The following is a 12917-nucleotide window of genomic DNA, read 5'->3' as shown; positions in this document are numbered from 1 at the left end:
TATTTATAAGTCTATGTATTGGACCCGCATTACAACGCCGTGCTTTGCTTGATAAATGTTGATAATTGACTGATGAGCGCGATTTCATATTCAACCTGCGTCATTTGTTCAATGATACTATCTGTTTCTCTGAGTCCTGATTCCGCGCGTGTAGACATCAGGTGGCTGTCGTCTGATAGGTGGGTGAGTTCAGTGTCTAGTTGCCGCGAGTTTGCTGTAATCTGTTCCAGTACTTGGCTTATTTTGTTAACTAAAGAATCAATATTAGTGACCGAGAAAGAGACTTTATCAATGGCCTGTATTGTTTCATCTAAACTATGTTGGGTTCGCTGAGATAGAGCGCGGACTTCATCAGCCACAACGGCGAATCCCCGACCAGCATCACCGGCACGAGCCGCTTCAATCGCCGCATTAAGAGCCAGTAAATTGGTTTGATCGGCAATGCTACTTATTGATTGAATCACATCTTTGATGCGCACCGTATTTACTTTGAGTTGTTCCATGCTTTCATCAAGAGAGCTACGCTGCTGCGTTTGCTGATCAATAAGCTGCATATATAAATTAAATTGTTGTTGTATATTCTGCTGACGCTGTGCTGAATCATTGGCTTGTTCGACAATCTGGCGCAGTTTTTCTGTTGATGAACGCAGTTGTGGCTGGTATTTTTGCATCCTTTGGATCAGTTGTTCTTGGAGTTGACTGATCCGGGTCATACTCACCAACTGTAAATGCGTGTGATAGTTTTTATATACGGCATAGTAATAGGGATAATGGTTGGCATATTTATCGCGAAATGATTGCCCTGGCTCGACTTTGAAAAAGGCCAACGCGGTAAGCGTTTGATTTTGATGCACGCCCAAAAATTCACCAAATGAAGAAAAACCAGAAACACATAACCCATCAAATGAGTGCATATCGGCCAGCTTTTGTTGATTATTGAGTCGGCGTAATATGCAATCGTTGGCGATCATTGCAACAGGTTGGCTTGGCTTATCTTTTAGAAACGTTTGATAGTCTTTTTCAGTTGTGGCAATAAAGTCGTTTGCTTTGACTAACAGCAATTGCTCGCCAAATTCAATGTCGCTAAAAAATTGTAGGCTGCCATTTGAGTGGATTTCAGCGATGGAGCGAATATAAATTGACTGATCTAATTTTATTCCAAATGAGTAGCCAGACAAGTTGTCATTTAACTGTTCACTTCTGCAATGAAAGTAGTCACAGAGCACTTCAACGGGGGTTGTTAAGCGTTTGTCTGGTGCGAGTACGGTTTTTAAAGTTCGTGTTAACGAGTCAAATTCGGCAATATCTAAGGCAAATCCTGTTGGTTCAAAGTTATGTGTTTTTAGGATCCCATAGCGGTACTCAGGGGCGATTTTACACAAAGTCAGTAGCACCGCATCATTTTTCACTTCGCCATTATAAGCAATAGCAGCTTGTTTGAAATCAAGCTTACCACCTGCACTTCCGCCAATAAAATAGCAGGGGAGTGTATTGGTTTGATAGAGTGCTTGAGTGAACAAATTCTCGCAATGAGATAGGCCATCAAAGTAGGTGAGTGCAACCGTATTGGAACTTTCAATGGCGAATGGAGGGGCAATTTGGGTCAGTTGCTGTGCAATTGCCGCTACGTGCTTATCACTGAGATAAGTGCCAGAGGGGGATGATTTAGCGAGTAGATCTATTGTATGAATCGATACTTCAGCGATCAGTCGTTGGCTAAAGCTGTGTAGCACGATGGTGTCTGTTTCGGGCTCGGTATGATAAAATTTAGCCTGATCACCACTGAGTTCACCTGCAGTCATGAGCGCTAATACATGATGGGTAAATGGAAGATATTGATTAAGTTGTTTGATCACGCTGGAAAACTCACAAAATGGTGAAATAAAAGCGATCACCAGTGCTGTTCCTTCGCTAAAGTGAAGTGGCTCCAATAATTCTTCACAAAGCTTTGAGCTGTGGGTTGATATAGTTTTAGCCACTCTATCGGATAAAATATGTTGGTGCTTGAGGCTACGTTTAAAAAACATCTAGTTTGTCCTTTAACTGAGCCAGTCTGCTAAATCATGCCCTATTGATTGCTTAGCGATTAACGTCCGCTGACTCAATGGATAAGCTTAACGCAGTGATAACATCTCATTAGCGTGACTGATACTGATTAGTCTCAATAGGTTAATCTGTTAAGGCTCAGATTTGTGCTTCCCGAGATGGTTAAGCTGGCACATATCCATGTAACCAGCTTTATCATAGAGGGATACATTTCAGGGCTTGCTTGTTTTTTAAGCCTTACCTAGTTACGTTGAAAAATCACAAGCACATATAAACCTGTAAGATCTAATTATTAATGATTAAATTGTCATTTTATAGGTTGGCGATAAAAAGTACACTCTTTACCTCAGAGTAACAGCCATGAAATCAGCTTAATGTGACTTAAGTATGCTTTATCATAGCCATATAGAAGGGCTTAAACCCCAACTTAGCATAAAAAAACATGGCACTTTGATTATTCATGAGCACGTCTAGCCTGATCTGCTTTGCTGAACCGAGATATGTCTCTATATGTTGGAGTAACTTGCTGGCATGCCCTTGTCGGCGATATTCTCGGTCTGTGACAAGCTGGCGAACATAGATAAAGTCATCTTCATAGCAGGCGAGAATATAGGCAGCGATCTGACCTTCAATAACACAACCAAAACCAAAATAGTTGGCATCTTTTAGCCAACCGCGCATGCGTTGGCATAGATAGCTGTGGCTTAGGTTCTTGCTATTCCCTTCATCTTCAAGAAGCTGCTGATTGAGTCGACCGAGCTGTTCAATATGCTTAATTGTGAGAGGGATGACCGAAGACATGATAAGAACCTTAATACAAAATAAAAATGCGAGGGTGCATCATACTATTTTGGCAAAAAAGCACAAAAGAGGAGGGATTATTTTATCAATGATATTCTATTTGTGTATTATGATCAAAAAAACCAACCTAAGCGGTTGGTTTTTTTAAAATGGTCGGAACGAGAGGATTTGAACCTCCGACCCCCGACACCCCATGACGGTGCGCTACCAGGCTGCGCTACGTTCCGAATCTGAACTCATCTTACTGTTTTTTATGGTCCTTGCAACCGTTTATTACTTTCATATCGTGCGATTGCTGCACTTTTGTTCATTCTGGCGAATTATGAATCATCTCGATAAAATCGACGTAATTCATTCAGTACTTGCAATATAATTGGCATATCGGCTCGCGCATTTACTTTCTGGTAATCGCGATTGCGAACTTGATAGTCACCGTGATTATTAAACAGAGTAATCTTGTGTTTCTGATAGATCGCTTGTTCATCGGCATTGCCGACTAAAATCCATCCTCGGGACTGACTTGATAAGGTCAATAGATCGGTACCAATGCTATAGTCACTGGGCTGATTGTTCACCCCCAACAGCTCGCTATTAATGGTCGTACTGATATCCAGATGGCTGGTATCGGTGTTAATAACCTTTGGCGCAATTCCGGGCCAATGGATGACCAATGGTACTTGAGTTTGATATTTAGAGAGATTATTACCATATCCCCAACGACCACTCTGTTGATCAGAAAACTCTTGACCATGATCGGAGGTGATGATCACTACTGTGTTTTTTAACTGTCCCGAATCTTGCAAAGTCGTTAATACTTGTCCGATTTTTTGGTCTGCATTGGCAACCGCATGTTGATACATCGTTTGCCATTGGCGACTGCTGTTAACTGAATTTGGTAGCGTGTGAGGTGGCACATCGAGATGAACGACACCTGTGAAATCAAGATAATTAAACCAAGGCTGTGTTTGAGCATGAGCGGCTTGCCATTGCTGCCAAAGTGAGACGACTTGCCCATCACCTTTCACGCCACCATCCATCTTCGCTTGTGACAATTGCTTCGCCGGAATATCACCCCAAACCGTATTATCTAACGCCGCATTATGAAAGCCATCACTGTTAAATAAGGCAATTTTATAGTCTCGATGCTTAAGCGCCGTAAACATCACAGGGCTTATCGAAGCTTCCTCGACACTTTTCCAATAAGAGGTTGGTAAACCATAAAAGAGTGAATACAAACCCAATGTATGATCATTACTCCCACTGTAATGATGGGTAAATTGCAGTGAATGTTGTGCCAGTTGCCAAGTCTTTGGCATGCTCTTAGCGTTAAGCGCATCAAAGCGTAGCCCTTCGACGACGATCATCAATAGATTCATCGGTGGAGTGGTCTGGTTGGTGTACTCTAGTGGTCGTTCTGGATAGGTAAGTGGATTCCCATCGTGCAGACCCGCTTGGCGGGATTTTTGACGGATCCGCTCAATATCGATTAAGCCATAAGAATTGAGAAAGTTTCTGGCAGTCATCGGATAAAACAATGGATAATTAATTTTTTGTGAGGTAATCGGCCGATAGATAGTCGCGTCGGCCCATACGTGAATGATATGTGTGAGGAAAAAACAGATAAAGAAACCGATAGCAATTGGTTTGCCAATTCGTCGACGTTCTAATCGGCGCAAACTGACCCAGCAGAGTCTGGCCATTAATAGTTCCATAAAAAAAATCAACGGAACTAAAATAAAGACCAAATTCACGTCTGTGCTCTGGCGATTATTCTCTTTATCAATCAACAACTGCCATAACATGGGGTTAAGATGAACATAGAATCGAGAAAAGACTTGTGTATCAATGGCTAGCGCGCTCATGCCGATAGTGGCAATAATGGCACCTAGAAAGCGCATGCTACGATTACTTGGGAGTAAAAAGCTCAGAGGAAACAGTGTTAGCAAAAAAATCATAAACGGCAAAAAAGAAAATTGCCCTAGCCAACTAATGAGCATGTAGGCCTGTCCCAAATAGGTATCCGGCCAATGTGCAATATAAAGATAGCGGATAGCTATCAATAGCGTGATAACAATATTTCCTAAGCAAAACCAGTGCCCCCAACTGATGAGCTGGGAGACTTTGTCGCGATATTTGAGCGCGCCTTGAGCCATATTGCTGGTTATTCCTTACAAACTATGAATTTCTGGGAGGCTCAATTGAGCTGATAAGTGCTTTGCCAAAGCGCTCGGCTAGCACTTGACGCTGCTCGGCCGCTACGCGACGATTCAGCCATGTGGTCGCTGCATTCCCAAGGACCATCAACGCCAAATCAGGTGGTGCTTGATGGTTTTCCAAAACTGTCATCACTTCTTGAAGCATTTGTTCCACTTGTTCAGATGGATATTTTGAAATGATAGCCATGTTGTTCGTCTGATTCCAAAAGAAAAGATGCGTATAATACCGTACCCAAGACACAAAAACTAACAAAACGACTATGAGCTTATCGCTAAATCACTTAGTTTTACACTCTATTGCTGTTAATGAGCAAGGAGAAATGACTCTGCAACTACGCGACCATGAACCACCGGTCACTGATAATGCGCTAGAGTTAGTGGGAAATTTACATTTAACCTACAATAGTAAGGCTGCCAAAGGATTTGGTTACTTTGCCGATCCAGCGGCTCGGCTGCCAACTGAGTTAAATCAATACTTGTTAGCAGAACAGTCATTTATCCCGTTTTCTCACGCGCTAGCCAACGAGTTAGTGGCTCGCATCAATCACTATGAACTGCAAGAGCAGGGCACCTTGTTGATTAGCCACTATGAATTTATTGGCAGCGAGTATCTGCAAATTGTCTTGCTGCAAGACAAAGTATCGCCTTCGGTGAATGATTCGATGGAGATCACGGCCAGTCACTATTTAGAAACCTCTGCCATCCAGCTTGCGGCGCGTATCGAGCTGACTGAAATGCAGCGTAATTCTGAATCAAAACGCTATGTATCTTTTATTCGTGGGCGAGCCGGTCGCAAAATCGCTGACTTTTTTATCGATTTTTTAAGTTGCGAAGAGGGCTTTGATACCAAACAGCAGAATGCGATGTTGATGAGTGCAGTTGACCAATATTGCGCCGTTTCGCAGCTAGAACCTGAGGAAAAATCGGAATATCGCGCGCAGGTCAAATCGTATTGTGATCAACAGCTCAAAGATGGTGAAGAAATTCAAGTCAAAGAGCTGTCGGCCAATTTGCCGCAAACTGATGGGCCTGCCAATGACTTCTATACATTTGCGGCCGAAAATTTCCCGATTGAAGAGCAGTTTCCTGCAGATCGCAGTTCGTTGAAAAAACTCACCAAATATTTTGGCCAAGGCAAGGGCATGACCATTAGCTTTGATCAACCGTTATTGGGTGATCGGGTGAGCTATGACCCACAAACAGATACGCTGACAATTGTTGGATTACCGCCTAATCTACGCGAACAGCTACGCCGAGCCAGCGACGTAGACGAATCTTAACCGAGATGGGTTTTAGGTCTTCCTCTATCACAAAATGATGAGGAAGACTGCGTATTAGCGATTAAACGTTAGTCGCTGCCCATTTGCCTGACTTTGAATGGCGCCTTGATGCCAAACTAGTTGACCATTCACTAACGTCGTGGTGACGGCGCTGCGGAAGGATTGCCCGTTAAAAGGTGACCAACCACAGTGATATAGAATGTTATCTGGGTTAACGGTGACCGATTGGTTAAGGTCAACCAATGTCAAATCAGCAAAATAGCCTTCTCGAATGTAGCCCCGATCTTTGAGTTGATAGCGTTCTGCCACTGCGTGGGCGGTTTTTCGAACAATTCGTTCTAATGTGAAAACACCTTGATGATAAAGCTCTAGTAGGGCTGGCAACATATGTTGGACTAATGGCAAACCGGATGGTGCGTTGAAGTAGCTGTTTTGCTTTTCCGACCAGGTATGGGGGGCGTGGTCGGTGGCAATCACGGCGATGCGATCATCATTGACCGCCTGTTGTAGGGCTAATTGATCAGATCGTAGTTTGATAGACGGGTTACATTTTATCTGAGCACCGAGCGTGGCGTAGTCATCTTTATTAAACCACAGATGATGAACACAAGCTTCAGCGGTAACAGTGGCTTGTGCGAGTTGACTGAGATCGGTAATGGCTGGGAATTGATTAAGTTCTTCGGCGGTAGTTAAGTGCAATACATGCAGGCGAGCGCCATTTTTTTTTGCTAATGCGATGGCCGTTGATGAAGACTGGTAACAGGCCTCTCGGCTGCGGATCTCGGCATGCATCTGCATCGGGATATTTTCACCATATTGCGCCTTATATTGCGTCTCTAACTGTTGGATCATCGGCGTATTTTCGCAATGAGTGGCAATTAATACTGGCGAATTGGCAAAAATACCGGTGAGTACGGCTTCGTCGTCAACCAACATATTGCCGGTGCTTGCTCCCATAAAAATTTTAACTCCACAGGCCGCATTCGGATCGAGGGACTTAATAACCTCCAAGTTGTCATTGGTGGCACCTAAATAAAAGCTGTGGTTGGCAAATGCGCGGCCAGCGGCGCGTTGATATTTTTCTTCAAGTGCATCGAGCGTGGTGGTCTGTGGATTCACATTTGGCATTTCCATAAAACTGGTAATACCACCTGCCACTGCTGCGCGTGATTCGCTTTGGATATTGCCTTTATGCGTTAATCCCGGTTCCCGAAAATGGACTTGGTCATCAATCACGCCGGGAAACAGGTGTAAACCACTGGCATCGATGATTTGTTCGCCAGTTTGTGCACTCAACGATTGCCCAATCACCTCAATCCGTTCACCGACGATTCGGACATCAGCAATACGGCATTGATTCTCATTAACTAACGTTGCGTTTTTAATTAATAGTCTTTGCATGGGGGTTGATCGTTCATTTGTTCAATGGTGTAGGTATAATAGCGGATCTAGATATGAATCACAGAGCTGTTGAACAACTGGAATGAAACTTTTTGTTAACGATTTAACGGTGATTGACTCGACCTTTCTTTGTCCAGACCGCGGTTTAGTCGGTGATAGTTGGATTGTGGATATTGAATTGGGCGGTCAATTGAATCAGATGAATATGCTGCTTGATTTTGGTGTGGTCAAAAAAACCATCAAAAAAATGATCGATCAGTATGTTGATCATAAATTACTTGTGCCTAGTCGTTCACCGCAGTGCCAGTTCCATGCTGTGGCCGATGGCCGGATGCAGGTCAGTTTTCAGCGCGCCCAAGATCGACATCTCTACTTATGTTGCCCAGAGCAGGCTTTTTGTTTGATTGATTGCGTTGAAATTACCGAAGCGGCCATTATTAAACACTTGATTGCCGTTTTAACACCTCATCTTCCTGAAAATATTGATGATCTTACCATTCGTTTGCGTAACGAAACGATTGAAGGACCGTATTATCACTATAGCCATGGCTTAAAAAAACATGATGGTAACTGCCAACGTATCGCGCATGGTCATCGCTCGATGATCGAAATTTTTGTCGACGATGAATTAGATGATGAACTCTGTGCGAGCTGGGCGATGAAATGGCGCAATATCTATTTAGGATCAAGTGACGATTGTTGTGAACTCAGCGAACTGAGTTTTGCGAAACATGCGGTGATGCCAAACCATCTTGGCTTTGCTTATCATGCTCCGCAGGGATTTTTTGAACTTGCGGTGCCCCAGCCTGAATGTGATCTGCTGGACTGTGATACCACCGTCGAGAATTTGACCTACTATATTGGATCTTGTATCAAAAAGAGCCATCCTCGACAAATTATTCGTATCCATGGTTATGAAGGTGTGGGTAAGGGCGCGATTGTGGAATTGTAAAAAATAGCGCGTTATTTTCCTATAGTTGTATGCCGATGCCGTTAGGGGGAAACAACCGTGTAAAGGTGTTCCCACAATACGGCACTTAGTGAGAAAGAATTGTTCTATTGATGTTTATACAGTGCAACCAGTAGCGCCAAACTGGCAATGCTAAGGCCGGCTAGTGATACCCATGACCATCCACCGATTTGATATAGGGTGACCGATAGCCAAGAGCCAAAAGCACCGCCGATGAAATAGCAGGTCATATACCCTGCGTTGAGGCGGTTGCGGATACTTTCATCAAGGCTGTAAATGACATTTTGATTGCTCACATGCACCAATTGTGAGGTGAGATCTAACAAAACGACCCCCACAAGTAGCAATGTGAGCGAATGAGGGGAAAAATATAACAATCCCCAACTGATGATAAGCCCGACTAGCCCAGCGAATGTCGCTTGTCGTCCATGGCCTGCATCAGCAAGTTTTCCTGCCCAAGTAGCGGCCATTACGCCCGCTGCCCCCACCAGACCAAACAGGCCAATGATTGCATCACTGTATTGATAAGGCGGTTTAGCGAGTAGAAAAGCAAGCGGTGTCCAAAACATACTAAACAGACAAAATGACATCATTCCTAGTAAGGAGCGATAGACCAGAATGGGTTGCTGTTGAAACAATTTGAGAACCGATCCAATGAGCTGTCGGTAGCGAATATGTTGGGTGCTGGGAGCGTGGGGGAGTATTTGGGCCAGTGCTATGGTAATACCAGCCAAAATAAGAGCAGCAAGTCCATAAACCCATCGCCAATTCACAAATGTGGAAAGGCCGCCGGCGAAGACTCGGGCCATTAATATCCCTAATAATAACCCTGCCATGACCCGACCAACGATATGTCCTCGATTTTGCGGAGCGGCTAAGGTCGCAGCAAAAGGGACTAGAACTTGCGCCACGACAGAGCAAAATCCAGTCATTGCTGTTCCGACGAATAGCCAATAAATATTGGGCGAAAAGGCGCTGATCATTAGCCCTACGCAGGTCAGCGCTAACAGGTTGATCATTAGAGCGCGGCGTTCAACAATATCAGCAATCGGCACAGCTAGCAGTAACCCTGTTCCATAACTTAATTGTGCGATGGTCACCACATTACCGGCCATTGACTGAGAAATATGAAAGTAGTCGGCTAAGGTATCGAGTAACGGCTGGGCATAATAGTTACTGGCAACTGCCACCCCGGTGGTGACCGCCATGAGCAGGACTAAGGTTGAGGTTAAGCTAGGATGATTGTCAGGCTGAAGGTGCGGCATTGTGAGGATGATAACCATTGAGATACAACATAGACTATGATCCTATGGGTAAAGTGTTGTTGATGCAACGATTCGATAGATTTATTTAGCATCCTCGATTAAGCTATTTTCCCTACAGTGAAACTGTATTCATATTATTCTGGAGGATATATGGCTGAAGAAACCATTTTTAGTAAAATTATTCGTCAAGAGATTGCGACTGAATTGTTGTATCAAGATGAGTTAGTAACGGCTTTTCGTGATATTTCACCAAAGGCCCCAGTTCATATTTTGATCATTCCAAACAAATTAATCCCCACGGTTAATGATGTTGAGGTTGAAGATGAGTTGACGATGGGTCGTATGGTGAGCGTTGCTCGCCAACTTGCAGCGAAAGAGAAGATCGCTGAGGATGGCTATCGATTAGTGATTAATTGTAATGAATATGGCGGACAAGAGGTTTTTCATCTGCATATGCATCTTCTTGGGGGAACACCCTTGGGACCATTACTGTAGCGCGGTTAAATGAATCAATTAATGGGTGGGCTCCGTTGGGCCGTTCTGAGTGTGTTGTTGGCCTTGATAGCGGGGTGTGCTTCACTGTCGGGTAAAGATCTCGTTGAACCTTATAGCGCACAGATGACTGATATGCGCCATGCGGTTCAAAGCGGGCAGTTAAAGCAAGCAATTAGTGATGTGGATGTTGGTTCGACCAGTGATACGAATTATTATCTCAAGCAGCTAGAACTGGGGCGGTTGCAACAGCTAGCTGGCCATTATTCGGCGAGCCAAAAGCACTTTTCAATAGTCGAAAAACATCAACAGTGGCTGGAGAGTCAAGCGCAATTTCGACTGTCTAGTGGCGTGCAGGATAGTATTGCCGTGTTATCCAATGATACAGCGCGTAGTTATCAAATCCCTGTGTATGAGCGGGTAATGCTGCATCATTATCAAGCGCTGAATTATCTTCATCAAAACGATCTGAGTGGGGCGTTGGTTGAGGTTCGTAAAGGTGAATTACTACAACAAAAGGCGATTGACCAACATAGCTCGCAGCTCTCTGAAATACAATCGCAGTACCGCGACCAAGTGCAATCAACATTGGCGCAGTACCCATCGATGCAAGCGTTGCTAAAAAAAAGCAAGAGTGCCTATCAAAATGGTTATACCTATTTGCTCAGTAGCGCGCTTTATTTAGCAGCGAATCAGCCCAACGATGCGTACATTGATTTGAAACGGGCCCTTCAGATTGCCCCAGATAATCCAGCGATAGGCGCATTAACAACACGACTGGCAAAGCAGCTCGGTATGCCCGATTTGGCCAATCTTGAGCGGCGATTTAAGCCATTGAGTCTGACCTCTCATCAAGGTTTAGTGATGGTACTAACAGAACAAAATTTGATCCCTTATCGGCGTCAAGTGGCATTGCATCTACCCATTTTAGTCGGAGACCGCTTGCAATATCTATCTGTTGCGTTTCCCTACTTACCTGATGAAGTTGTGTCAAGTCCCCCTTTGCAGATTAATCTTGCCGGGCAAGTAACAACGATTGAATCTGCGACTCAACTACAAGCGTTGGCAGCGCACTCGCTCAAAGAGCAGTTACCCGGCATGATACTTCGTCAGGTTATTCGCCTATCGAGTAAAACGGTACTAGCCAATAAAATAACTAAACAAAATCCTTGGCTAGGTTTGGTTGCTAATCTATATAATGCAGTAACTGAACATGCCGATACCCGCAGTTGGGAATCACTTCCTGCGGCGGTTGGTTTTTCGGCAAACTCGGTGGATGCGGGGACTTATCAATTACGGTTTGTTGGAATTGGAAAACAAGTGCCGATTCAGGTGAAAGCCAATCGAGTTACGTTAGTGATAGTCAGTCAGATAGGCCAAACATGGGTCTCTCAGAACTTTTTACTATAATAAGGAGGCGTTATGCGTCGTCATATATTGGCTGTTTCAGCAGCACTGATGATGTTAAGTGGCTGTGCCACATACTCAGCTGGAGTCGGAACCCCAGTGATCGCCGCAACGGATATGCCCAACCAACTGGTGCAAAGCGATAACTCGTTATTAGCCAGAAAACTTACTTTTACTCATGCTGGGATCAAAGCGCGCTCGGACGGTCGTCAGCAGGCGTTTATTACGTTGCAATCCACTAGTAACTATGACCAAAATTTACAGTACCGATTTTATTGGTATGATGCCAGTGGCCAGCAATTAGCACAAACACCATGGCTTGCAGTGATGCTGCATGGCAAAGAGACAAAGCAATTACATTCAATAAGCCAATCCACTAAAGCGAGTGCTTTTCGCGTTTACATTCGCCAAGCCGATTAATTAGGAGTGAGTATGAGTCACAAAACCCCTTTGCTGGTCGCTTCGGCGGTCATTGCTGCGTTAACCCTGAGTGGGTGCGCGCAAAAAGTTAGTTATGGTGATGCTCAAGCGGTTGAAACCGTTAATGTTGATTTTGGTTCGACTGATCTACAAAAAATTGCCAATAGCATGACTGATTCACTTTTGGCGTCGCCATTTTTAACTCGCCTTGAGGCGCGTCACAAATTGCCTATTTTGTATGTTCAGGGTATTAAAAATAAAACGAGTGAACATATTGATACGGAGTCAATCACCGATTCTATTTCAACCAAATTAATTCAGTCTGGGCAGTTTCAATTTGTTGATATGAGCCGGGTCAATGCGGTGCGCAAACAGCTTAATTATCAAAACCAAAGTGGTTTAGTCGATCCTTCGCAGGCCGTGCAATTTGGTCATCAAGTTGGGGCGGAGTATATGCTCTATGGCGATTTATCCAGTATTGTTAAATCAACTAGCAGTCAAAAAGATGTCTACTACAAAATGACAATGCGATTGATGGATTTGAAAACAGGGCTGATCGTTTGGGCTGATGAAACGCAAATTCGCAAAGATGCTAAACGTTCATTGTTTGGCTGGTAAG

At 44.1% G+C, this 12917-nt stretch carries 12 protein-coding genes and 1 tRNA gene; 6 read left to right on the top strand and 7 right to left on the bottom strand.

What is annotated here, in order from left to right; translation table 11 throughout:
* Nucleotides 1-29: 29 nt before the first annotated feature.
* From ABUE30_RS03640 to ABUE30_RS03620, 5 genes are all read right to left on the bottom strand, one after another.
* On the bottom strand, nt 30-2027 hold the full coding sequence (locus ABUE30_RS03640) for a methyl-accepting chemotaxis protein (protein ID WP_408622304.1): 1998 nt from the start codon (nt 2025-2027) through the stop codon (nt 30-32).
* 400 nt (nt 2028-2427) lie between these two features.
* Entirely contained in the window at nt 2428-2847 is a 420-nt protein-coding gene (locus tag ABUE30_RS03635) for a GNAT family N-acetyltransferase (RefSeq protein ID WP_408622303.1), read from the bottom strand.
* A gap of 150 nt (nt 2848-2997) precedes the next feature.
* Nucleotides 2998-3074, bottom strand: a tRNA-Pro gene (locus ABUE30_RS03630).
* Between the two features lie 93 nt (nt 3075-3167).
* The gene (locus tag ABUE30_RS03625; RefSeq protein WP_408622302.1) at nt 3168-5000 is read right to left on the bottom strand and encodes a DUF3413 domain-containing protein; all 1833 of its coding nucleotides are present in this window, start codon (nt 4998-5000) and stop codon (nt 3168-3170) included.
* 22 nt (nt 5001-5022) lie between these two features.
* Entirely contained in the window at nt 5023-5250 is a 228-nt protein-coding gene (locus ABUE30_RS03620) for a YejL family protein (RefSeq protein WP_408622301.1), read from the bottom strand.
* 73 nt (nt 5251-5323) lie between these two features.
* Here ABUE30_RS03620 and yejK point away from each other — a divergent pair, with 73 nt between their 5' ends.
* Nucleotides 5324-6343, top strand: a complete 1020-nt coding sequence (gene yejK / locus ABUE30_RS03615) for a nucleoid-associated protein YejK (protein WP_408622300.1) — start codon at nt 5324-5326, stop codon at nt 6341-6343.
* A 54-nt stretch (nt 6344-6397) separates the two neighbouring features.
* On the opposite strand, the gene ABUE30_RS03610 is transcribed toward yejK, so the two are convergent.
* Nucleotides 6398-7744 carry a dihydroorotase gene (locus ABUE30_RS03610; protein ID WP_408622299.1) on the bottom strand — a complete coding sequence of 449 codons (1347 nt, stop codon included), beginning with the start codon at nt 7742-7744 and terminating at the stop codon, nt 6398-6400.
* A gap of 82 nt (nt 7745-7826) precedes the next feature.
* Here ABUE30_RS03610 and ABUE30_RS03605 point away from each other — a divergent pair, with 82 nt between their 5' ends.
* Nucleotides 7827-8696 (top strand): 6-carboxytetrahydropterin synthase, encoded by an 870-nt coding sequence (locus ABUE30_RS03605; RefSeq protein ID WP_408622298.1) that lies wholly within the window; start codon nt 7827-7829, stop codon nt 8694-8696.
* A 104-nt stretch (nt 8697-8800) separates the two neighbouring features.
* Here ABUE30_RS03605 and ABUE30_RS03600 read toward each other — a convergent pair whose 3' ends face one another.
* Nucleotides 8801-9979 (bottom strand): MFS transporter, encoded by a 1179-nt coding sequence (locus tag ABUE30_RS03600; RefSeq protein WP_408622297.1) that lies wholly within the window; start codon nt 9977-9979, stop codon nt 8801-8803.
* 150 nt (nt 9980-10129) lie between these two features.
* On the opposite strand from ABUE30_RS03600, the gene ABUE30_RS03595 reads away from it, so the two are divergent.
* From ABUE30_RS03595 to lpoB, 4 genes are read left to right on the top strand one after another with little or no spacing between them, the layout of a single operon-like run.
* Entirely contained in the window at nt 10130-10474 is a 345-nt protein-coding gene (locus ABUE30_RS03595; protein ID WP_408622296.1) for an HIT domain-containing protein, read from the top strand.
* Nucleotides 10475-10483: 9 nt separating this feature from the next.
* Nucleotides 10484-11881, top strand: coding sequence for a COG3014 family protein (locus ABUE30_RS03590; RefSeq protein WP_408622295.1), 1398 nt, complete (start codon nt 10484-10486; stop codon nt 11879-11881).
* 12 nt (nt 11882-11893) lie between these two features.
* Entirely contained in the window at nt 11894-12298 is a 405-nt protein-coding gene (locus ABUE30_RS03585) for a YcfL family protein (protein WP_408622294.1), read from the top strand.
* Between the two features lie 12 nt (nt 12299-12310).
* Complete coding sequence (gene lpoB / locus ABUE30_RS03580; RefSeq protein WP_408622293.1) at nt 12311-12916, top strand: penicillin-binding protein activator LpoB; 606 nt, start codon at nt 12311-12313, stop codon at nt 12914-12916.
* Nucleotide 12917 lies beyond the last annotated feature (1 nt).

The organism is Celerinatantimonas yamalensis, assembly GCF_046054155.1.
Lineage (GTDB): Bacteria > Pseudomonadota > Gammaproteobacteria > Enterobacterales > Celerinatantimonadaceae > Celerinatantimonas > Celerinatantimonas yamalensis.
This window is presented reverse-complemented; position numbering and strand designations above follow the sequence as displayed.

Bases quoted from the DNA above. Each gene is read 5' to 3' on its own strand.
- ABUE30_RS03620 (WP_408622301.1), bottom strand. From the start codon at position 5,250: ATGGCTATCATTTCAAAATATCCATCTGAACAAGTGGAACAAATGCTT.
- ABUE30_RS03605 (WP_408622298.1), top strand. From the start codon at position 7,827: ATGAAACTTTTTGTTAACGATTTAACGGTGATTGACTCGACCTTTCTT.
- ABUE30_RS03600 (WP_408622297.1), bottom strand. From the start codon at position 9,979: ATGCCGCACCTTCAGCCTGACAATCATCCTAGCTTAACCTCAACCTTA.
- ABUE30_RS03625 (WP_408622302.1), bottom strand. From the start codon at position 5,000: ATGGCTCAAGGCGCGCTCAAATATCGCGACAAAGTCTCCCAGCTCATC.
- ABUE30_RS03640 (WP_408622304.1), bottom strand. From the start codon at position 2,027: ATGTTTTTTAAACGTAGCCTCAAGCACCAACATATTTTATCCGATAGA.
- ABUE30_RS03610 (WP_408622299.1), bottom strand. From the start codon at position 7,744: ATGCAAAGACTATTAATTAAAAACGCAACGTTAGTTAATGAGAATCAA.
- ABUE30_RS03635 (WP_408622303.1), bottom strand. From the start codon at position 2,847: ATGTCTTCGGTCATCCCTCTCACAATTAAGCATATTGAACAGCTCGGT.
- ABUE30_RS03595 (WP_408622296.1), top strand. From the start codon at position 10,130: ATGGCTGAAGAAACCATTTTTAGTAAAATTATTCGTCAAGAGATTGCG.
- ABUE30_RS03585 (WP_408622294.1), top strand. From the start codon at position 11,894: ATGCGTCGTCATATATTGGCTGTTTCAGCAGCACTGATGATGTTAAGT.
- lpoB (WP_408622293.1), top strand. From the start codon at position 12,311: ATGAGTCACAAAACCCCTTTGCTGGTCGCTTCGGCGGTCATTGCTGCG.
- yejK (WP_408622300.1), top strand. From the start codon at position 5,324: ATGAGCTTATCGCTAAATCACTTAGTTTTACACTCTATTGCTGTTAAT.
- ABUE30_RS03590 (WP_408622295.1), top strand. From the start codon at position 10,484: ATGAATCAATTAATGGGTGGGCTCCGTTGGGCCGTTCTGAGTGTGTTG.